General features: G+C 64.0%; 24 protein-coding genes. 18 read left to right on the top strand and 6 right to left on the bottom strand.

Annotated features, from left to right (window positions below):
* The first annotated feature begins 150 nt into the window (after positions 1-150).
* Positions 151-600, top strand: coding sequence for a universal stress protein (locus AC1D1B_RS01770; RefSeq protein WP_477259338.1), 450 nt, complete (start codon positions 151-153; stop codon positions 598-600).
* Between the two features lie 19 nt (positions 601-619).
* Here AC1D1B_RS01770 and AC1D1B_RS01775 read toward each other — a convergent pair whose 3' ends face one another.
* A complete protein-coding gene (locus AC1D1B_RS01775; RefSeq protein WP_477328997.1) occupies positions 620-1,525 on the bottom strand; it encodes a D-alanyl-D-alanine carboxypeptidase family protein in 906 nt (301 codons plus the stop codon).
* A 223-nt stretch (positions 1,526-1,748) separates the two neighbouring features.
* Here AC1D1B_RS01775 and AC1D1B_RS01780 point away from each other — a divergent pair, with 223 nt between their 5' ends.
* From AC1D1B_RS01780 to AC1D1B_RS01795, 4 genes are all read left to right on the top strand, one after another.
* Positions 1,749-3,560 carry a methyl-accepting chemotaxis protein gene (locus AC1D1B_RS01780; protein WP_477328998.1) on the top strand — a complete coding sequence of 604 codons (1,812 nt, stop codon included), beginning with the start codon at positions 1,749-1,751 and terminating at the stop codon, positions 3,558-3,560.
* Between the two features lie 121 nt (positions 3,561-3,681).
* Positions 3,682-4,773, top strand: coding sequence for a hypothetical protein (locus AC1D1B_RS01785; protein ID WP_477328999.1), 1,092 nt, complete (start codon positions 3,682-3,684; stop codon positions 4,771-4,773).
* Positions 4,774-4,862: 89 nt separating this feature from the next.
* Complete coding sequence (locus tag AC1D1B_RS01790; RefSeq protein WP_477259346.1) at positions 4,863-5,483, top strand: nucleoside triphosphate hydrolase; 621 nt, start codon at positions 4,863-4,865, stop codon at positions 5,481-5,483.
* Between the two features lie 85 nt (positions 5,484-5,568).
* Complete coding sequence (locus tag AC1D1B_RS01795; protein WP_477329000.1) at positions 5,569-5,919, top strand: hypothetical protein; 351 nt, start codon at positions 5,569-5,571, stop codon at positions 5,917-5,919.
* A 110-nt stretch (positions 5,920-6,029) separates the two neighbouring features.
* Here the strand turns inward: AC1D1B_RS01795 and AC1D1B_RS01800 are convergent, their stop codons facing one another.
* From AC1D1B_RS01800 to AC1D1B_RS01810, 3 genes are all read right to left on the bottom strand, one after another.
* Positions 6,030-6,734, bottom strand: a complete 705-nt coding sequence (locus AC1D1B_RS01800) for a glutathione S-transferase family protein (protein ID WP_477329001.1) — start codon at positions 6,732-6,734, stop codon at positions 6,030-6,032.
* A gap of 140 nt (positions 6,735-6,874) precedes the next feature.
* Complete coding sequence (locus AC1D1B_RS01805; protein ID WP_477329002.1) at positions 6,875-8,083, bottom strand: beta-ketoacyl-[acyl-carrier-protein] synthase family protein; 1,209 nt, start codon at positions 8,081-8,083, stop codon at positions 6,875-6,877.
* A gap of 5 nt (positions 8,084-8,088) precedes the next feature.
* On the bottom strand, positions 8,089-8,343 hold the full coding sequence (locus tag AC1D1B_RS01810) for an acyl carrier protein (protein ID WP_023671226.1): 255 nt from the start codon (positions 8,341-8,343) through the stop codon (positions 8,089-8,091).
* Positions 8,344-8,556: 213 nt separating this feature from the next.
* Here AC1D1B_RS01810 and AC1D1B_RS01815 point away from each other — a divergent pair, with 213 nt between their 5' ends.
* From AC1D1B_RS01815 to AC1D1B_RS01835, 5 genes are read left to right on the top strand one after another with little or no spacing between them, the layout of a single operon-like run.
* Positions 8,557-9,399 (top strand): urease accessory protein UreD, encoded by an 843-nt coding sequence (locus tag AC1D1B_RS01815; RefSeq protein ID WP_477329003.1) that lies wholly within the window; start codon positions 8,557-8,559, stop codon positions 9,397-9,399.
* A 30-nt stretch (positions 9,400-9,429) separates the two neighbouring features.
* Positions 9,430-9,732, top strand: coding sequence for an urease subunit gamma (locus AC1D1B_RS01820; protein ID WP_015314510.1), 303 nt, complete (start codon positions 9,430-9,432; stop codon positions 9,730-9,732).
* Positions 9,733-9,742: 10 nt separating this feature from the next.
* Positions 9,743-9,997, top strand: coding sequence for a DUF1272 domain-containing protein (locus AC1D1B_RS01825; protein WP_477329004.1), 255 nt, complete (start codon positions 9,743-9,745; stop codon positions 9,995-9,997).
* A gap of 28 nt (positions 9,998-10,025) precedes the next feature.
* On the top strand, positions 10,026-10,631 hold the full coding sequence (locus tag AC1D1B_RS01830) for a HupE/UreJ family protein (protein WP_477329005.1): 606 nt from the start codon (positions 10,026-10,028) through the stop codon (positions 10,629-10,631).
* Complete coding sequence (locus tag AC1D1B_RS01835) at positions 10,628-10,933, top strand: urease subunit beta (protein ID WP_023700468.1); 306 nt, start codon at positions 10,628-10,630, stop codon at positions 10,931-10,933. The genes AC1D1B_RS01830 and AC1D1B_RS01835 overlap by 4 nt, the downstream gene beginning before the upstream one ends.
* Before the next feature lie 26 nt (positions 10,934-10,959).
* Here AC1D1B_RS01835 and AC1D1B_RS01840 read toward each other — a convergent pair whose 3' ends face one another.
* Together AC1D1B_RS01840 and AC1D1B_RS01845 are read right to left on the bottom strand one after the other, a co-directional pair.
* Positions 10,960-11,445 (bottom strand): hypothetical protein, encoded by a 486-nt coding sequence (locus AC1D1B_RS01840; RefSeq protein WP_477329006.1) that lies wholly within the window; start codon positions 11,443-11,445, stop codon positions 10,960-10,962.
* A 129-nt stretch (positions 11,446-11,574) separates the two neighbouring features.
* Positions 11,575-11,937: a hypothetical protein gene (locus AC1D1B_RS01845; RefSeq protein WP_455857043.1), complete on the bottom strand. Its 363-nt coding sequence runs from the start codon at positions 11,935-11,937 to the stop codon at positions 11,575-11,577.
* A gap of 178 nt (positions 11,938-12,115) precedes the next feature.
* On the opposite strand from AC1D1B_RS01845, the gene ureC reads away from it, so the two are divergent.
* From ureC to AC1D1B_RS01885, 8 genes are all read left to right on the top strand, one after another.
* Complete coding sequence (gene ureC / locus AC1D1B_RS01850; protein ID WP_477329007.1) at positions 12,116-13,828, top strand: urease subunit alpha; 1,713 nt, start codon at positions 12,116-12,118, stop codon at positions 13,826-13,828.
* A 92-nt stretch (positions 13,829-13,920) separates the two neighbouring features.
* Entirely contained in the window at positions 13,921-14,514 is a 594-nt protein-coding gene (locus AC1D1B_RS01855; protein ID WP_477329008.1) for a hypothetical protein, read from the top strand.
* Between the two features lie 42 nt (positions 14,515-14,556).
* The gene (locus tag AC1D1B_RS01860) at positions 14,557-15,168 is read left to right on the top strand and encodes a glutathione S-transferase family protein (RefSeq protein WP_477329009.1); all 612 of its coding nucleotides are present in this window, start codon (positions 14,557-14,559) and stop codon (positions 15,166-15,168) included.
* 95 nt (positions 15,169-15,263) lie between these two features.
* On the top strand, positions 15,264-15,854 hold the full coding sequence (locus AC1D1B_RS01865; protein ID WP_477329010.1) for an urease accessory protein UreE: 591 nt from the start codon (positions 15,264-15,266) through the stop codon (positions 15,852-15,854).
* Positions 15,847-16,518: an urease accessory protein UreF gene (locus AC1D1B_RS01870; protein WP_477329011.1), complete on the top strand. Its 672-nt coding sequence runs from the start codon at positions 15,847-15,849 to the stop codon at positions 16,516-16,518. The genes AC1D1B_RS01865 and AC1D1B_RS01870 overlap by 8 nt, the downstream gene beginning before the upstream one ends.
* Positions 16,515-16,955 carry a DUF3995 domain-containing protein gene (locus AC1D1B_RS01875; RefSeq protein WP_477329012.1) on the top strand — a complete coding sequence of 147 codons (441 nt, stop codon included), beginning with the start codon at positions 16,515-16,517 and terminating at the stop codon, positions 16,953-16,955. Before AC1D1B_RS01870 ends, AC1D1B_RS01875 begins: the two co-directional genes overlap by 4 nt.
* The gene (gene ureG / locus AC1D1B_RS01880; RefSeq protein ID WP_023695873.1) at positions 16,952-17,584 is read left to right on the top strand and encodes an urease accessory protein UreG; all 633 of its coding nucleotides are present in this window, start codon (positions 16,952-16,954) and stop codon (positions 17,582-17,584) included. Before AC1D1B_RS01875 ends, ureG begins: the two co-directional genes overlap by 4 nt.
* Positions 17,585-17,664: 80 nt before the next feature.
* A complete protein-coding gene (locus tag AC1D1B_RS01885; protein ID WP_477329013.1) occupies positions 17,665-18,432 on the top strand; it encodes a class II aldolase and adducin N-terminal domain-containing protein in 768 nt (255 codons plus the stop codon).
* The last annotated feature ends 1 nt before the right edge of the window (position 18,433 follow it).

An 18,433-nucleotide genomic window follows, 5' to 3' on the forward strand; every position in this document is an offset into this window, starting at 1 on the left:
GGCGCCATGGTCATCGCCGGCTGGCCCCATCGTGACCCTGTGGCCAGGCTGATGGGGCGCTTATATCCATAGGAGAGCTGACGGTGTCGCCACGAAGCGCTTCGCCAGGCCACCAGGGGCAATGGATGGCCCAGAACAGGGGTTACCACCATGTACAAGCATATTCTCATCGCCACCGACGGATCGGAACTCGCCGGCAAGGGCGTTGCCCACGGGCTGACGCTGGCCAACAGCCTTGCGGCCGCCGTCACCTTCGTCAATGTCTCCGAGCCGTTCCCGGTCCTGGCCTGGGGTGGCGCTGTCGCCGGGTTCGCGGCCGGCGACGAACTGGTCAATTATGAGGAAAATGCCCGCCGCTATGCCACCGACGTGCTCGACCGCTGCAAGGCCTCGGCCGACGAACTCGGCGTGCCGGCAAAGACATTGCACATCGAAAACAAGACGCCCGCCGAGGGCATCCTCGACGTCGCCCGCACCGAGGCCTGCGATCTGATCGTCATGGCCTCGCATGGCCGCCGGGGTCTCGGCCGCCTGCTGCTCGGCAGCCAGACGGCCGAAGTACTGTCGTTGACGGAGACGCCGGTTCTGGTGGTGCGCTAGGGTCGATCGCGCCGGCCGTTTATTGAGCTGGTACCCCGGGAAGCGCCGAACCTGGCAAGGCGGGAAGCGGCGAACCCGGTTGCTGCTGCCGGGCAAACATCAGCCGCGTCTTCGTGTCCGCCATCGTCGGCGACAGGCTGCGCTGGATCAGCGCTTCGACATGGTCGTTGCGCTGCCTGGCGCTATCGGCACCCATCACCACCACGATCAGATGCCGGCCGTCAGCATTGTAGGAGGTGACGATGTTGTAGCCGGAGGCCCTGATGTAGCCGGTCTTGATGCCGTCGACGCCGCGCACGCGCCCGAGCATGTCGTTGTGGCCGCGCACCAGTCGGCCGCGGAACATGAAATCGCTTTCGGAGAAATAGTGGAAGTGCTGCGGGAAGCGGTGCTCGAGCGCCATGCCCAGCACCGCCATGTCGCGCGCCGTCGTGTATTGGCCGTCGTCGGGTAGACCGCAGGCGTTTTGGAAACTGGTGCTGGTCATGCCGAGCTGGCGCGCCTTGGATGTCATCATGGCGGCGAATTGGTCCTCCGAGCCGCCGAGATATTCGCCGACCGCCACCGCCACGTCATTGGCCGATTTCACCACCATCGCGCGGATGGCCGAATCGACGTCGATCGTCTCGCCACGCCGGAAGCGCAACTTCGTCGGTGGCTGCCGGGCGGCGTGGTCCGAGACAGGAATCTGCGTCTCCTTGCTGACGCGGCCGGACTCCAGCGCCTCGAACAGCAGATAGAGCGTCATCATCTTGGTCAGCGACGCCGGATAGCGCTGCGCCGTCGAACTGACCTCGAACAGCGTCTTGCCGCTGCCGGCATCGATGACGATGGCCGCATATTTTTCCTGAGGCGCCGGCACCGCCAGCACGCTGTCGGGCGGCGCGGTGGTGCTGCAGCCGGCAAAGAAGACGAGCAGCAGCAAGGCTGCGGCAAATCTTTGGATGAGGGCGGGGAAATGGAAATCGGGCAAGGCAAGTCCGGCGTTGCTGAGAGGGCCGGAACCTAGCCTAACCCGAATGCCGCGTCCATTTGGTTAACGCACAAGGGTGGAGTTCCCCGCCCCGAAATCGCCTGTTTCCTGTCCTGTTTTGCCTGCGGGGTCGCGCTGCTGCTATAGAGGCGGCAATTGCATGGGGGATTTGACAATGACCGGTGACATCGGCGCGGCCGCGCCATCTCTTATCAAGGCTTCACTCAGCCGCACCGGCAAATGGGCAGGCAGCGTCGCTTTCATCGGTGGTGCCGCCTCCGACATCCTCAATCCGCTGGCGCCGTTCGCCGCCTATATCGCGCTGGTCGCCTCGGTTGCCGCCGCCATCATCGCCATCGCCATTGTTCTGCGGCTGGTGCTGGCCACCAAGGCGCTGCCGGCGCTTATCTTTGCCACCAGCGCCGCCGCCGTTGCCGGCGGCGTCTACGGCCTGCAGCAGCAGACCAATTCGCAGAACGGGATCATCGCCGGCCTGGTGCCGGCCATCGCGCAACTGCAGCAGCAGATGGGCATCGTCTCGGCCAGGGTGGCCAGGATCGAGCAGACGGTCACGCAGACCCAGCAGACGGTCGACCAGGTCAAACAATCGACCGACGCGGTGGCAAAAAAGACCGAGGAGATTGCGTCGAACCAGCAGCAGCAGACCGAACAGGGCGCGCAGACGCAAAAGACCGTCGATCAGGTCAAGCAGACGACTGAAACGCTCGCTGCCGGCCAGCAGAAACAGGCCGAGCAGGCCGACAAGCTGCAGGCGACCACCGAGCAGATCGCCGCCTCCATCGACACAATCGCCAAGGGTTTTGCCGCATTGGCCGCACAGGGCGGGGCGATCGCCGAGCCGAAGCGGCCGGATGAATTCTACCACAATGCCCGCGTCTACGAGCTTTCCGGCGACATGCTGAATGCCCGCCGCTCTTATCTCGCCTTTGCCGGCTTCGACGTCGACGCCGTCGATCCGTACACACGCTTTGCTACGCTGCTGCGCGTGCAGGACGGCAAGGCCGGTGCCCGCGAAGTGTTCGGCCAGCTTGCCGACAAGGCCAAGGCGCTGTCGATCAAGCTGGTCCATATCCTGCAGTTCGACGATGCTCAGCGTCTCGACAAGCTCAACGCTTTCATCGCGGCCAATCCGGATTTTGCGCCGGCCTATTATCTGCTCGCGCAGGAGTTCTCCGAAGATCGCCTCGGCGTCCAGGCGCTGTCCGACAAGCGCAGCGAGGCTGAGGCGCTGACCAAGTTCGTCTCCTATGAAAAGGATGGCGGGCTGCTCAAATATTTCGTCGACCAGAGGGAGCTCGCCGACTGGCTCGACCGCAGCCGCAGCCGGCTGACCGCCCTTGGCGACGTGCTCGACCCCGCGCGCTTTGCGCCGTCGCTGACGCCGATGCGCTCCAATGCCGGCTGGACGATCTCCATCTCGCTGCCCGAGGCGGCGACCGGCATTTCCTGGCGACTGGGTGAAACCGGTCCGTTCACCGACACCGGGCTGATGGCAATGAACGACCAGCGCACCGGCAAGCCGATGCCCAATCCCAGCTTCGAATTGCCCGACAGCACCACGGCCACCACCATCGGGGTGAAATATCTCGATCTCAGGGGCCGCGAGACCGGGCCGTTCAACATAAGTTTCGATCCGGAAGCCGCACTCCAGCAGGGCAACAAACAGATCCTCGACCAGTTCTGGACGTCGTGGATCGCCTTTGATGCCAGCGGCAATCACGGCCTCGTCTATTTCTCCCAGATGCTGTCGTACCGTTGCGGCATCAAGGAGGTGCGCTACAGCCTGAACGGCACCGCGCTCGACAAGGAAATCAAGCTGCCGCCTTGCGACAAGAAGGACCCCTACGCCATCCCTTATGACTACCAGCCTTACTTCAAGGTCGCCGACAGCGTGACGTCGATGGCGGTGCAGGTCACCTACACCGACGGCACCAAGTCACCGGTCAGGGAATACAAGCGGCAGTAGGCGCCCACTCTCCCACCAGCCGGAGGGTGGAACTGGTCTGATGCAAAATGCCGGAAGCTGTGCTTGCGCATCCGTCGCGGAGCGGGTTTGTTCGCTGCCATCAGAATCAGCAGGTGCGCGGATGGATACGGTCACGATCAAGGCAAAAGGCATCTCGGTCACGCTCGACCTCACAGTCGGCCATATCGCCGACATGACGGTCGACAGCGATGGCCGCCAGTTGAAGCCGCTGCATCGCGCGCCCTGGGTCGATGCGGGCGAAACGCTGCCGCCTGACCTGCCTGAAGGTACCGTGCGGCTATCTGGCGATTTCCTCTGCGCGCCGTTTTCGGCGAGCGACATCGAAGCCGCACCGCTGCATGGCTGGCCGGCCAACAGCGGCTGGGATGTCGTTGCCAGCGAAGCGACATCCGATGGCTGGCGGGCTGTCTTCCGGCTGCGCCGCACGGTCATGGGCGCCACGGTCGACAAGATATTCACTCTTCGGGACGACCATCCCTTCCTCTACCAGGAACATATCTTTTCCGGCGGCTCGGGCGCCGTTTCCGCCGCTCACCATCCGATGACGGCGATGCGCGATGGCGGTCGGCTGGCCTTTTCGCCCAAGCGCTTTGCCGCGACGCTGGATACACCGCTGGAGCCCGATCCGGCCCGCGGCCGCTTCCGGCTCGCCTATCCGGCGCGCACCACCGATCTGACACGCTTTCCGGCGACCGGCGGCGGCACGCTCGATCTCACCGATTACCGCATGGAAGATCAGCGCGAGGATTTCATCACCATGGTCGAGGCCGATCATGGCGGTCCGGGCTGGACCGCGCTGGCGCGCCGCGCTGAACAGGATCTGGTGCTGGTGCTGAAGAACCCGGCCGAATTGCCGGTCACCATGTTGTGGTTCAGCAATGGCGGCCGCGATTACGCGCCGTGGAGCGGCCGCCATCGCGGCGTGCTCGGCATCGAGGACGGCCGCGCGGCCGTCGGCCATGCCGCATCGGTCGGCGACAACTGGCTGAAGCGCGAAGGCGTGGCGACCGCCTTTGCGCTCGGCGGCGAAGTCTCCTTCCGCCATGTCATCGGCGCGTTGCCGCAGGCTAGCGGCGAGCCGCCGCGCGATATCGCGACGGCCGATGGTCATATGCGCCTGGTGGCAGCAGATGGTTCGACCCGCGACGTCGCCTTCGACAGCGATTTCTTGCGCATCGAACAGTCAGCCTAGCCTGCCGGCATCGCAAGTTCGGGGTTTGAAATTTCCGCCAACAGCCGCCAAGATGCGGGCTGAAACCATCCGGCTGCAAAAAGGCTCTCATGTCCGAAATCGCCCACCTCGCCGCCACCATCTTCAAGCGCGCCGGCAAGGCGAAGCGCTTCATCGTCGCCATTGCCGGCCCGCCCGGCGCCGGCAAGTCGACGCTGTCGGCCGGCCTGCATGATCTGTTGCCGGAAGGCGCCTCGGAAGTCGTGCCGATGGACGGGTTTCACTATGACGACATCGTGCTCAACCAGCGCGGTCTGAGGCCAAGAAAAGGCGCGCCTGAAACCTTCGATTTCGCCGGTTTCGAAACGCTGTTGAAGCGCATCCGTTCGGGCGAGCCCGACATCGCCGTCCCGGTGTTCGACCGCAGCATGGAATTGTCGCGCGCCGCGGCATCCATCGTTGCCGCCGAGACCAAATTCATCCTGGTCGAGGGCAACTACCTGCTGCTCGACGAGGAGCCGTGGTCGCGGCTGGCGCCGCTGTTCGACTTCACCATCTTTGTCGATGTGCCGCGTACTGAACTCGAGCGCCGCCTTTTGGTGCGCTGGCACGAGCATGGCCGCTCCGATGAAGACGCACGTGCCTGGATCGCTTCCAACGACATGCCCAACATCGACCGCGTGCTTGGCCGCCGGCGTTCCGCCGACCTGGTTGTGGGCGATCCTGCTTAATTCTCAGCAATTCCGAACGGGAACCTTAAGACTTTCAGGTCGTTATCCCACACGAGGCAACTTAGCCACAGAGGGATTTCGTCCGATGGCAACCAAAGCAAGAAAACCCGCAGCCGCCAAATCCAGGGCAACGCCAGCCAAGGCCACCCAGGCAAAAGCAGGCGCAGGCCCTGCAATTGCGGAGCGCTCCAGGGATGCAAAGCTGGCTTTCGGCAAGGCGGCGCCGAAGAAGGTGGTGCCGGGCGTAGCGGCCAAGGTGGCGGCAAAACCCGCCAAGGCCAAGAAGCCGGCAACCAGCGGCAGCTCGGTGGGCACCATGCGCAATGTAGCCAACGTTGCCGCCGGCGCGGTTGTCGCCACCGCAAGGGGCGCGGCCTCGTTCGCCGCGTCTGTCATGGGCAGAGGCGGCTCCAAGGCCAAAGCCAAGGCAAAGTAGAGCAATTCCAGGAAAAGTGTGAAGCGGTTTTCCCGGGAATAGCGCGGAGCGCTTTCCCCTGGAATTGCGTCAAGCAAAAGGGAAAAGCCGCTTTCAAGCGGCTTTGATCATCAGCCTCTGGCTGGAATGGTGAGGCCGCGTTGCACCGCAGGCCGCGCCAGGCCGCGCTCCAGCCATGCCGCGACGGTGGGGAAGTCGTCGAAGCCGACGAGTTCGCGCGCTTCGTAGAAGCCGATCAGATTGCGCACCCAGCCCAGCATCGAAATGTCGGCGATGGTAAAATCGTCATCCATGATCCACTTGCGGCCCTTCAGCCTTGTCTCCATCACGCCGATCAGCCGCCGCGACTCGTTGCGGTAGCGATCCAGCGGCCGCTTGTCGGCGATTTCGCGTCCGGCGAACTTGTTGAAAAAGCCGACCTGACCGAAGATCGGCCCGATCGCCGCCATCTGGAAGAACACCCATTGGATGGTCTCGTAGCGCCGCGCCGGATCGGCCGGGATCAGCTTGCCGGTCTTGTCGGTGAGGTAGAGCAGGATGGCGCCGGATTCGAACAGGCCGAGCGGCTTGCCGCCCGGGCCGTCGGGGTCGATGATTGCCGGTATCTTGCCGTTCGGGTTCAGCGACAGGAATTCCGGCGTCCAGCTCTGGTCCTTGCCGATCTCGACGAGATGCGCCTCGTAGGGCAGCCCGAGTTCCTCCAGCGCGATCGAGATTTTCACGCCGTTCGGCGTCGTCGCGGAATAGAGCTGGAGGCGGTCTGGATGCTTGGCCGGCCAGCGCTTGGTGATCGGAAAGGCGGACAGGTCGGTCATGGAAGGCTCCGGTCGGGAATTTGGCGCGGCATCGCGCCGTTTGGCGGGTTGCGAAGGATTATCCGCGGCGACTTTACCGATCAACCGGCCGGCGGTGCACACACCATCTTCACCAGCGATTCAGGACCAGCCGCTTCTCGTCAGACCGCCTTGAACGCCACCACGGCATTGGTGCCGCCAAAGGCAAAACCGTTGCTGATCGCGGCCCGCACCTTGCGCTCGCGCGCCACATTGGGCGTGACATCGAGATCACAATCGGGGTCGGCCTGCCGGAAATTGGCCGTCGGCGGGACGATGCCTTCGCGGATCGCCATCACGCAGGCGATCATCTCCAGGCCGCCCGAGGCGCCGAGGCAATGCGCATGCATGGACTTGGTCGACGACACCGAGAGCTTGTAGGCATGGTCGCCGAAGACGCGCTTGATCGCAGCCGTCTCGATCTGGTCATTGGCCTTGGTGCCGGTGCCGTGGGCGTTGAGATAGTCGACGTCCTCGGGGTTGAGCCCGGCGTCGGCGAGGCAGGCGCGCATCGCCGCCGTAGGCCCTTCGACAGTCGGTGCGACGATGTCGGAAGCGTCGGCGGAAAGCCCGGCTCCGGCAATTTCGGCCAGAATGTCGGCGCCGCGCGCCATGGCGTGCTCGTAGCTTTCCAGCACCGCCATGGCCGCACCTTCGCCCAGCGACAGGCCTTGGCGGTCGGCCGAGAATGGCCGGCAAGTGTCGGGCGCCAGCACCCGCAGCGCTTCCCAACCCTTCAGAATGCCCCAGACCAGCGGTGCATCGGTGCCGCCGGCGACCATGACGTCGGCGCGGCCAAGCCGGATCTGGTCGACCGCCGAGGCAAAAGCGTGATTGGACGACGAGCAGGCCGAGGTGACGCCGAAAACCGGCCCGCGCAGGCCGAGATTCATGCTGACATGGCCCGATGCCGCACTTGGCATCACTTTCGGCACGGTGAAGATGCCGGCCCGGTTTTTTCCGTCGATCAGGATGGCGCGATAGTTTTCCTCGATCGCTTCCCAGCCGCAGACGCCGACGCCGACCACCGTGCCCATCCGGTAAGTGGTGGCTTCATCCGAGGTCAGCCCGGCATGCTGCATGGCCTCGCGCGCGGCTATCGTCGCCAGCAGGCTGAAGCGGTCCATCGACACGGTCTGCTTGTGGCCGATGCCATGCTCCGGCATAGCCTTGATCTCGCAGCCGACCTTGACCTTCAAATCATGCAGCAGCGGATTGTCGATCTGGCCGATCGCCGAACGTCCGGCGCGCATTTCGTTCCAGATCGCAGGCGCATTGGTGCCGAGCCCGCATATGCCGCCGATGCCGGTAATGACGACGCGCTTTTGCATTCAGCTCAAGCTTTTTTCGCGATCAGCGCGCGAACAGCCTCAACCATATCGCCGACATTCTTGAGATTGCTCCAGGCATCGACCGTGTTCATCTCGATCTCGATGCCGTACTGCTCCTCGAGATCGAAGATGATCTCGGTCAGTTCCAGGGAATGGATGCCAAGCGCGGTCAATTCCGTATTGGTGGTGATCTCTTCGCCGCCGGGCTCCGCATGTGCCCTGATCTTGGCGATGATTTCCGTTGCCAGCTCGTCAGCCATTCGATTCCTTCCCCAATTTTTTCATTTCGGGTGCCGATCGGCTGGCGCCCTTGTTGCCCGGACTGAAAATCGCCGTCGCCTTCAAAACCCGCCAGGCGCGGCACGACCGTTCCAAAGAGGCTCCCTCTATAGAAACGGAAACGCTGTCAAGCAACAAGCTATATCAACAAGCTACATATCGACAAAGCGCCGGGAGTGCTTAACGTTGGGGCGATGGATACGTTGCAACATGGCTTGATCTCGGCTCAGCAGGCCCAGCGCGTCGCCGGTGCGGCTCGGCTTGCATGCGGCGTCAGTGCCGGCCGCACCAGGCTTTCGCGCCTCTATCAAGACGGATCGGCCAAGATCCGCATGCCGGCCGTTGCGGCCGATCCGCTCGAAGCTGTGCTCATCAACACCGCCGGCGGGCTGACTGGCGGCGACCGGCTTGGCTGGGAGATCGATGTCGGCGCCGGCGCTTCCGCTTCCATAACCACCCAGGCCTGCGAAAAGATCTATCGTGCCGAAAGCGACCGTGCCGAAGTACGGGTAAAGCTCAGCGTTGGCGCGGACGGCCGCATCGCCTGGCTGCCGCAGGAAACCATCGTCTTCGACCGCTCGGCCTTTGCCCGCACGCTCGACGTCGAGCTTGCCGCAGGCGCCGAGGCGTTGCTGGTCGAGGCCACGGTCTTTGGCCGCCTGGCCATGGGCGAACAGGCCGCGCACGGCCATTTCCACGACCGTTGGCGGGTCCGCCAGGACGGTGCGCTCATTCATGCCGAGGATTTCCGCATCGGGCCGGCGATTGCGGCAGCCCTTGGCCGCCCGGCCGTTGCCCGTGGCGCCATTGCCGTGGCGACGCTGCTGATGGTTTCACCGCGGGCCGAAGCCTTGCTCGAGCCGGCCCGCGACATCATCGGCGCGGAGGGCGATGCCAGCGCCTGGAGCGTGAAACAATCTGGCAAGCTTCTTGCGAGGCTGTTTGCCGAGGACGGTTACCAGCTGCGCAAGCGGCTGGTTCAGCTCGTCGAACTGCTCAACGGGCGGGCCGGTCTGCCCAAATTATGGTCACTCTGAGCCAAGTCCAGGCCAAATCCAGGGAAGCGCATGAACCTTACGCCGCGTGAAAAGGACAAGCTGCTCATCGCCATGGCGGCGATCGTGGCACGCAAGCGGCTGGAGCGCGGCGTCAAGCTCAATCACCCCGAAGCGATCGCGCTGATCACCGATTTCGTCGTCGAGGGCGCCCGCGACGGTCGCCCCGTCGCCGAACTGATGGAGGCCGGCGCCCATGTCGTCAGCCGCGCGCAGGTCATGGAAGGCATCGCCGAGATGATCCATGACGTGCAGGTCGAGGCGACATTTCCCGACGGCACCAAGCTGGTGACCGTGCACGAACCGATCAGGTGAGGAGGCAACGATGCTCGAGCTGCGACCGAATTGTGAATGCTGCGACAAGGACCTGCCGCCAGAAGCGACGGATGCGCTGATCTGCACCTTTGAATGCACTTTTTGCGCCGATTGCGCTGAACATGTGCTGGGCGGCGTTTGCCCGAACTGCGGCGGCAATTTTTCGGCCCGGCCGATCCGGCCGGCGGAGAAGCTGAAGAAATATCCGGCTTCGACCAAACGCGTGCTCAAGGCCGAAGGCTGCGACCCCCGCAAGGCCGCGTGATTGTTATTCTGGATTGGAAGGTAGACCGATGATCTCCGTTTCGACCAAACGCGCCACGCTCGCCGCAATCCTGTTGCTGGCGGCGGCGATGCCCGCCTATGCCCATGTCGGCATCGGCACCACCTCGTCCTTCGCGGCAGGCTTTGCGCATCCGTTGTCCGGCCTCGACCATATGGCCGTGATGATCGCCGTCGGCCTGTGGGCCGCGCTCAAGGGCGGCAAGGCGATATGGGCCTGGCCGCTGGCCTTTGTCGGCGTCATGCTGGTCGGCGGCGCGCTCGGCATGCTGCATGTGCCGGTGCCTTTCGTCGAACCGGGCATCTTGGCCTCCGTCGTGGCGCTCGGCCTGCTGGTGGCGCTCGCGGTCGATCTGCCGGTCTCGGCCGGCGTCGCCATCATCGGCCTGTTCGCGCTGTTCCATGGCCATGCCCATGGCACCGAAGTGCCGGAAAATGCCGGCGGGCTTGACTATATGGCCGGCTTTGCTGTCGCCACCGCGCTTCTCCATGCCGTCGGCATCGCGGCGGGCCTCGGTCTCGGCCTGCGCTTTCGCGGCCTTGCCCGCGCCGCCGGTGCGGCGTGTGCTGCGGTCGGCGTCGGCCTGGTCGTCGGCGTTCTGGGAGGCCCAGCATGATCCCCGGCGAAATCATCACTGCCAGCGGTGACATCGAGCTCAACAAGGGCCTGCCGACCGTGACGCTGAAAGTCGCCAACAGCGGCGACCGGCCTATCCAGGTCGGCAGCCACTACCATTTCTTCGAAACCAATGAGGGGTTGAAATTCGATCGCGACAAAGCGCGCGGCATGCGTCTCGACATTGCCGCCGGCACCGCGATGCGCTTCGAGCCGGGACAGCAGCGCGACGTCACGCTGGTGCCGCTCGGAGGAAAACGCGAGGTCTACGGTTTTCAGCAGAAAATCATGGGCAGACTGTGAGATCGACGGCGTCGAGCGCCTCTGGCTCAGCCCGGCGGCTTGGCCGCCGCATAGATGACGAGCTTTCCGGGATCGTCGAATTCGACGGCCAGAACGTCTTGCGCCAGTACGCGCCTGGAATCGATCGCGTTGAACAGCAAGGCATTGGCCTCGATCTCCTCGCGCAATTCCGTGATGTCGTCCTGGTGCTCCTTGACCTTGTTCTCGACAGCCGGCGGCGGGCCGCCCTCGCTACGCGCCGCATCGGTGAGGAAGACGATATCGACGCTGTCGAGCTTGGATGTCTTGCGCACGGTGCCGATGTTTTCACGCGTCCGCTCGATCGCGGAGATGATCTTCTTGGTCTGCGTCTCCGTCCGCGCCTCTTCCTGTCGGACATTGGAACCGACGATCCGGCTCACGGTCTCCTGGCTTTCAACGGTTTGCGCGGCGTGCGCATCGAAGGCGGCGAGGAATGCGCAAGCGGCTATGGCGTGGAGCCATCTGGGATCGGCAAAGGGAATGGTCGGCATCGCTCGCTCCTGGCAGACTTTTCTGCGCAACGCCGCTCGGCGCCAAAGGAACCAAACGACTCCTGCCCGGCGAAGGTTCCCTCCGCAATAGGGCCGGCGGACCGGATACCGGCCCGCCGGGCGCTGTCGTCAGCTCGCCTTCTTGGTGACCAGCGTCAGCGCGCCATCGGTCGTCATGCTGGCGGCCACCACCTGTGCCGAGGTGAGGCCCTTGGCCTGCAGCGCAGACTTGATCTGCGGCGTCGCGTCGATCGAGGAGCGCAGTTTCTGCAGGCCGGCATCGCCACGCTGGGCGATCACCTGATTGACCTGCGTCTGGGTGGCCTCGGGCAATTCGCTGATATCGACGATATTGACCTTCTGGATCGCCGGCGCCGCCGGTTGAGCGCTGGGCGCGGCCGGCTTTGGTTGCGGCGTGGGCTGCTGCTGGGCGCCGGCGATTGTCGCGGAGGCCAGCGTGGCGGCGGCTGCAAGAACGATGATTTTGCGCATGGATTTTCCTTCCATCGAATTGGCCAAGGATTTGGCAAACGGGTGGTTTGGGGTGGCACGCCCACCTCAACGGCCAAATGGGATCAGAAGGTGTCGCCGAGCGGGTCATTGCGTGACCATTGGATGGCGACGATGTGGAGTTCGGCTGCGGCCAGACTGCGTTGGGGAGTATTGACTGATGGCTAGAATTACCCGCGCCGCCTATGCGCAAATGTACGGCCCGACCGTCGGCGACAAGGTGCGGCTTGCCGACACCGAGTTGTTCATCGAGGTCGAAAAGGATCTCACCATCCACGGCGAAGAGGTGAAATTCGGCGGCGGCAAGGTCATCCGTGACGGCATGGGCCAGAGTCAGGTGTCGCGCGCGCAAGGCGCGGTCGACACCGTCATTACCAATGCGCTGGTGATCGATGCCTCAGCCGGCATCTTCAAGGCCGATATTGGCCTCAGGGACGGCCGCATTGCTGCCATCGGCAAGGCCGGCAATCCGGACACACAGGATGGCGTCACCATCATCATCGGCCCCGGCACCGAGATCATCGCCGGCGAGGGCAAGATCCTCACGGCCGGCGGCTTCGATGCGCATATCCACTTCATCTGCCCGCAGCAGATCGACGAGGCGCTGATGTCAGGCATCACCACCATGCTCGGCGGCGGCACCGGCCCGGCGCATGGCACGCTGGCCACCACCTGCACGCCGGGGCCGTGGCACATGGCGCGCATGATCCAGTCCTTCGACGCTTTCCCGATGAACATCGGCCTGTCGGGCAAGGGCAATGCCTCGCTGCCGGCAGCGCTGGAGGAAATGGTGCTGGGCGGCGCCTGTTCGCTGAAGCTGCATGAGGATTGGGGCACGACGCCGGCGGCGATTGATTGCTGCCTGTCGGTCGCCGACGACTACGACGTCCAGGTGATGATCCACACCGACACGCTCAACGAATCCGGCTTTGTCGAAAACACCGTCGCGGCGATCAAGGGCCGCACCATCCATGCCTTCCATACCGAAGGCGCCGGCGGCGGCCATGCGCCTGACATCATCAAGGTCTGCGGCCTGCCCAACGTCATCCCGTCCTCGACCAACCCGACACGGCCCTACACCGTCAACACGCTGGCCGAGCATCTCGACATGCTGATGGTCTGCCATCATCTGTCGCCATCGATCCCAGAAGACATCGCCTTTGCCGAAAGCCGCATCCGCAAGGAGACCATCGCCGCGGAAGACATTTTGCACGACATCGGCGCCTTCTCGATCATCTCGTCGGACTCGCAGGCCATGGGCCGCGTCGGCGAGGTGGCGATCCGCACCTGGCAGACCGCCGACAAGATGAAGCGCCAGCGCGGGTCGCTGCCGCAAGAGACCGGCAACAACGACAATTTTCGCGTCCGCCGCTACATCGCCAAATACACCATCAACCCGGCCATCGCGCATGGCCTGTCGAAGGATATAGGCTCGATCGCCGTCGGCAAACGCGCCGATCTGGTGCTGTGGAACCCGGCCTTTTTCGGTGTGAAACCGGACATGGTGCTGATCGGTGGCATGATTGCCGCTGCCCCCATGGGCGACCCCAACGCCTCGATCCCGACGCCGCAGCCCATGCACTACCGGCCCATGTTCGGCGCCTATGGCAAGGCGAGGACCAACTCGTCCGTGACCTTCGTCTCGAAAGCAGCGCTGGAGTCAGGCCTGCATGGCAGGCTCGGCGTCGACAAGCAGTTCGTCGCGGTGGAAAACACCCGCGGCGGCATCGGCAAGCACTCGATGGTGCTGAACGACGCCACCCCGCATGTCGAGGTCGACCCGGAGACCTACGAGGTTCGCGCCGATGGCGAGTTGCTCACCTGCGAGCCGGCGACCGTGCTGCCGATGGCGCAGCGGTATTTCCTGTTTTGATGCTAGGGGCGATTGGATCGACCCGGCAAAATCCGTTGCGACCCGGTCGGTGCCGCCGCAATATGCGGCTCAAAGAAACCGCGTAACTGGTCATGGCCACCGAAATCGTCTCTGCCCACGACATTTTCCCGCATATTCGCATCGTCATGGGCATGGTGATCGGGCTGGGCGTCACGCGCCTTTTGTCGGGGCTCGCCCGCATCGTCCAGCATCCCGGCCAGTACAAGCTCTATCCCGTACACCTCGCCTGGGTCGCCTCCATGCTGTTGCTGCTGGTGCATTTCTGGTGGTGGGAGTTTGGGCTCTACACAATCCAGATCTGGACCTTCGGCAAGTACCTGTTCCTCATCTTCTACGCCATCACGCTGTTCCTGTTGTGCGCGCTGCTGTTTCCGGATTCGATGCTCGACTACACCAGCTATGAGGATTTCTTCTATTCGCGCCGCGGCTGGTTCTTCGGCCTGCTGGCGACGACCTATCTGCTCGACGTCGTCGACACGCTGCTGAAAGGTCCGGAGCATTTCGCCCGCTACGGCAATGAATATCTGTTCCGCACCCCGGTTTTCGTGGCGCTGTGCATTGCCGCCATCCTGGTGCGCGACCGCCGCTTCCACATCGCCTTTGTCGTCGGCACGCTGATCTACCAGGTGTCGTTCATCCTGCGGCTCTTCGATACCATCGTATGAGCAGCGGCTATGGTCTAGGCTCCAGAGGAAAGAGGGTCAACCATGTACAAGGCCATCGGATCGCGCGGGTCCCGGGTCAGCCGCGTTCTGTGGATGCTCGAGGAACTCGGGCAGCCTTATGAATTCGTCGAGGTCAAATTGCGCTCGCCGGAAGCCTATGCGCTCAACCCGTCGGGCAAGGTGCCGATCCTGATCGATGGCGAGCTGACGGTGACGGATTCGGCGGCGATCTGCGTCTATCTCGCCGACAAACACGCCGACAAGGGCTTGGGCGCCAATCCTGGCCTCGCCGGGCGCGCCGAGATGGATTCCTGGATGCATTTCGCCCAGTCAGAGTTCGAGGCGCCGCTGTGGAACAAATTGCGCCACCGCTTCCTGCTGCCGAAGGAAGTGCGGGTCGATGTCGGCCCCGCCGCCGTCTACGATTTCGCCTCCGAGACCAGGGCGCTGGACCGCCGGCTGGGCGATCGGCCGTTTGCGCTGGGCGATCGCTTCTCGGCCGTCGACGTGCTGTTGGGCGACATGGGCAACTGGGCCCGTGCCGGAAAATTCCCGATCGACTCCGAGCGCGTCAACGCCTATTTCGACCGCTTGCTGTCGCGGCCGGCCCGGGCGCGGGCGCAAGCCCATGCATCGGCCCGAAAATCGGAATAGATTTTCGGAAAGCACGATGCATAGATTCAAAAAGTGTTAGAGCGTCCGTTGCGCGTCCAAGGGGACGCGCGGCGCTCTAATGGCGGAGCGATGCGATGAAACTCAATCTCAACACCGACTTCACCAAATTCCCGCGCGCCGTCTCGGTGCTGTCTGCCGGCAAAACCGATGCCACAAGCCCATCCGGCCGTGCCGTTCTGCCCCATGACGAGCGCCATCTGCGCCGGCGTGCCATCGAGCTTGCCGACGGTAGCAAGGTGCTGGTCGACCTGCCTGAACCCGTGACCTTGAACGATGGCGACCGCCTGGTGTTGGAGGATGGCCGCCATATCGAGATCATCGCCGCACCCGAAGAGGTCTACGACATTCGCGCCAGCGACGCCGTGCATCTGACCGAACTCGCCTGGCATATCGGCAACCGGCATCTGGCGGCGGCGATCGAGCCCGGCCGCATCCTCATCCTGCGCGACCACGTCATCAAGGCGATGCTGGAAGGTCTCGGCGCCACGGTGCGTGATGTCTCCGAGCCGTTCAAGCCGGTGCGCGGCGCCTATTCCGGCGGCCACGATCACGGTCATGCGCACAGCCACTCCGAAGCGCATTCCCATGATGGGCATTCTCACGCGCACAGCGAGTCCCATTCTCACAGCCATTCCCATGTCGGGCATCATCACGACCATGACTGAGCAGCCATCCGGCATCGCTTTGCTGCGGCTGATGGCGTGGCTGTCGCCGGCCTTTCCGGTCGGCGGCTTCTCCTACAGCCACGGCCTCGAGCGCGCCGTGCATGACGGGTTGGTGGCCGACAGCGAAAGTCTCACCGGCTGGCTGGAGACGCTGGTCGAGATGGGCTCGGGCTGGAACGACGCCGTGCTGTTTGCCGAGATCTGGCGCCGCGCCCGCGACGGTGGCGACCTCCATGAAATTGCCGATCTCGCCGAAGCGCTGGCCGGATCGCATGAGCGCCACACCGAAACCATGCTGCAAGGCGCCGCCTTTCTGAAGGCGGCGTCGGCCTGGCCCAATCCCGTGCTGGGCCGCTTGCCGGTCGAATGCGCTTATTGTGTCGCCGTCGGCGCTCTTGCCGGCGGCAACGGCATCGGGCTTCAGGACGCGCTGTCCGCCTTCCTGCAGGCCTTCTTCTCCAACCTCGTCCAGGCGTCAATCCGGCTCGGCGTCGTCGGCCAGAGCGGCGCGACGGTGCTGCTCGCCGGCTTCGAGCCATTGGCGCTGGCGACCGCGGCGCGTGCCGCCGGCTCGACGATTGACGATCTCGGCGGCTGCGCCCTCATCTCCGACGTCATGGCGATGAAGCACGAGACGCAATATTCCAGGCTGTTCCGCTCATGACCACACTCGCCTTCGCCCTTTCGGCTGTCCTGCTGCTGATCACCGCGCTGCATGTCTATTGGGGCCTTGGCGGCATCTGGCCCGGCAGGGACGGCGCCTCCTGCGCCCACGCTGTTGTCGGCTTTCGCGGCGTCGACGAGATGCCGACGCCGTTTGCCTGTTTTGCCGTTGCCGCCTGCCTGTGCCTCGCGACCCTGTGGCCATTGGCGCTCGCAGGCGTCTTTGCCACGCCCTTTCCGAGGGAAGGCCTTGCGGCCACGGCGCTGCTCATCGGGCTGGTGTTTCTCGGCCGCGGCATTGCCGGCTTCACGCCCTGGTGGCGCCGGCTGGCGCCGGAACAGCCTTTTGCCCGGCTCGATACCAGCTTCTATTCGCCGCTCTGCCTGTTGATCGGGTTCAGCTTCGCAATCCTCGCCATCACGGAGTTTTCGGCATGACCCAGGCCAATGGCCCTCTTCGCATCGGCATCGGCGGCCCGGTCGGCTCCGGCAAGACGACGCTGACGGAAAAGCTCTGCAAGGCGCTGCGCGACGATTTTTCGATCGCCGTCGTCACCAACGACATCTACACCAAGGAAGACGCCATGATGCTGGCTCGCCTGCAGGCGTTGCCGGAAGACCGGATCGTCGGCGTCGAGACCGGCGGCTGCCCGCACACGGCTATCCGGGAAGACGCTTCTATCAATCTGCAGGCGATCGCCGGGCTGAACAAAAAGTTTCCGGACCTCGATATCGTCTTCATCGAATCCGGCGGCGACAATCTTGCCGCCACCTTCTCGCCCGACCTTGCCGACCTGACCCTCTATGTCATCTCGGTTTGCCAGGGCGAGGAAATCCCGCGCAAGGGCGGGCCGGCGATCACCCGCTCCGATTTCCTCGTCATCAACAAGAGCGATCTGGCGCCCTATGTAAACGTCAACCTCGATGTCATGGAGAGTGACGCCGCCCGCATGCGCGGCAAGCGCCCATTCGGCTTCACCGACCTGTCGCGCGGCAAGGGTCTGCAGGAGGTGATCGACTTCATCGTCGAGCATGGCGGGCTGCAGTCGGCACGCTCGGCCGCCTGACACAGGACAGCCTGACCCACCAGTTTGCGGTTGCTGGCCAAGGTCGGGCGCGGCATTCTCTCGAAAACGGAGGTTTTCAGATGAGCATCGCCCGCCTGCAGAAGGAAACGCTGACCAACCTGCCCTACTATCAGGAGCGCGTCGATCTCGCCGCTGCCTTCCGCTGGACCGCACGGCTCAACATGCATGAGGCAGTGGCCAACCACTTCTCGCTGTCCGTCAACGAGGACGGCACCAAATTCCTGATGAACCCCAATCAGGTGCATTTCTCGCGCATCAAGGCGAGTGATCTCTTGCTGATCGACGCCAATGATCCCGACACGCTGACCGGCCCCAATGCTCCCGATCCGACCGCCTGGGGGCTGCACGGCGCCATCCATCGCAACGTGCCGCTTGCACGCTGCGCCATGCATGTGCATTCCATCCACGCCACCGTGCTGGCGTCGCTGGCCGATTCGACCCTGCCGCCGATCGACCAGAACTCGGCCATGTTCTTCAACCGCCACGTCGTCGACGCCCATTATGGCGGGCTGGCCTTCGAGGAAGAGGGCGAGCGCTGCTCACAGCTTCTGACCGACCCGAAGGTCAAGGTGATGGTGATGGGCAATCACGGCGTGATGGTCATCGGCGATACCGTCGCCGACGCCTTCAACCGCATGTTCTACTTCGAGCGCGCCGCCGAGACCTACATCAAGGCGCTGTGGACCGGCCGGCCGCTGCGCACGCTGTCCGACGCCATTGCCGAAAAGGCCGCCAGCGAAATGGACGACTATCCCGGCCAGGCCGAGCGTCATCTTGCCGAGCTCAAGGCGATCCTCGACGAAGAAGAGCCGGTTTATCGGAGCTGAT

It is taken from the genome of Mesorhizobium sp. P2_C5_2, from assembly GCF_056404535.1.

What these genes read in the sequence shown, in the direction of transcription:
- AC1D1B_RS01835 (WP_023700468.1), top strand. Translation starts at nt 10,628, where the DNA reads ATGATCCCCGGCGAAATCATCACTGCCAGCGGTGACATCGAGCTCAAC.
- ureC (WP_477329007.1), top strand. Translation starts at nt 12,116, where the DNA reads ATGGCTAGAATTACCCGCGCCGCCTATGCGCAAATGTACGGCCCGACC.
- AC1D1B_RS01820 (WP_015314510.1), top strand. Translation starts at nt 9,430, where the DNA reads ATGAACCTTACGCCGCGTGAAAAGGACAAGCTGCTCATCGCCATGGCG.
- AC1D1B_RS01800 (WP_477329001.1), bottom strand. Translation starts at nt 6,734, where the DNA reads ATGACCGACCTGTCCGCCTTTCCGATCACCAAGCGCTGGCCGGCCAAG.
- AC1D1B_RS01860 (WP_477329009.1), top strand. Translation starts at nt 14,557, where the DNA reads ATGTACAAGGCCATCGGATCGCGCGGGTCCCGGGTCAGCCGCGTTCTG.
- AC1D1B_RS01815 (WP_477329003.1), top strand. Translation starts at nt 8,557, where the DNA reads ATGGATACGTTGCAACATGGCTTGATCTCGGCTCAGCAGGCCCAGCGC.
- AC1D1B_RS01805 (WP_477329002.1), bottom strand. Translation starts at nt 8,083, where the DNA reads ATGCAAAAGCGCGTCGTCATTACCGGCATCGGCGGCATATGCGGGCTC.
- AC1D1B_RS01875 (WP_477329012.1), top strand. Translation starts at nt 16,515, where the DNA reads ATGACCACACTCGCCTTCGCCCTTTCGGCTGTCCTGCTGCTGATCACC.
- AC1D1B_RS01795 (WP_477329000.1), top strand. Translation starts at nt 5,569, where the DNA reads ATGGCAACCAAAGCAAGAAAACCCGCAGCCGCCAAATCCAGGGCAACG.
- AC1D1B_RS01770 (WP_477259338.1), top strand. Translation starts at nt 151, where the DNA reads ATGTACAAGCATATTCTCATCGCCACCGACGGATCGGAACTCGCCGGC.
- AC1D1B_RS01885 (WP_477329013.1), top strand. Translation starts at nt 17,665, where the DNA reads ATGAGCATCGCCCGCCTGCAGAAGGAAACGCTGACCAACCTGCCCTAC.
- AC1D1B_RS01840 (WP_477329006.1), bottom strand. Translation starts at nt 11,445, where the DNA reads ATGCCGACCATTCCCTTTGCCGATCCCAGATGGCTCCACGCCATAGCC.
- AC1D1B_RS01825 (WP_477329004.1), top strand. Translation starts at nt 9,743, where the DNA reads ATGCTCGAGCTGCGACCGAATTGTGAATGCTGCGACAAGGACCTGCCG.
- AC1D1B_RS01865 (WP_477329010.1), top strand. Translation starts at nt 15,264, where the DNA reads ATGAAACTCAATCTCAACACCGACTTCACCAAATTCCCGCGCGCCGTC.
- AC1D1B_RS01790 (WP_477259346.1), top strand. Translation starts at nt 4,863, where the DNA reads ATGTCCGAAATCGCCCACCTCGCCGCCACCATCTTCAAGCGCGCCGGC.
- ureG (WP_023695873.1), top strand. Translation starts at nt 16,952, where the DNA reads ATGACCCAGGCCAATGGCCCTCTTCGCATCGGCATCGGCGGCCCGGTC.
- AC1D1B_RS01830 (WP_477329005.1), top strand. Translation starts at nt 10,026, where the DNA reads ATGATCTCCGTTTCGACCAAACGCGCCACGCTCGCCGCAATCCTGTTG.
- AC1D1B_RS01870 (WP_477329011.1), top strand. Translation starts at nt 15,847, where the DNA reads ATGACTGAGCAGCCATCCGGCATCGCTTTGCTGCGGCTGATGGCGTGG.
- AC1D1B_RS01855 (WP_477329008.1), top strand. Translation starts at nt 13,921, where the DNA reads ATGGCCACCGAAATCGTCTCTGCCCACGACATTTTCCCGCATATTCGC.
- AC1D1B_RS01845 (WP_455857043.1), bottom strand. Translation starts at nt 11,937, where the DNA reads ATGCGCAAAATCATCGTTCTTGCAGCCGCCGCCACGCTGGCCTCCGCG.
- AC1D1B_RS01785 (WP_477328999.1), top strand. Translation starts at nt 3,682, where the DNA reads ATGGATACGGTCACGATCAAGGCAAAAGGCATCTCGGTCACGCTCGAC.
- AC1D1B_RS01780 (WP_477328998.1), top strand. Translation starts at nt 1,749, where the DNA reads ATGACCGGTGACATCGGCGCGGCCGCGCCATCTCTTATCAAGGCTTCA.
- AC1D1B_RS01810 (WP_023671226.1), bottom strand. Translation starts at nt 8,343, where the DNA reads ATGGCTGACGAGCTGGCAACGGAAATCATCGCCAAGATCAGGGCACAT.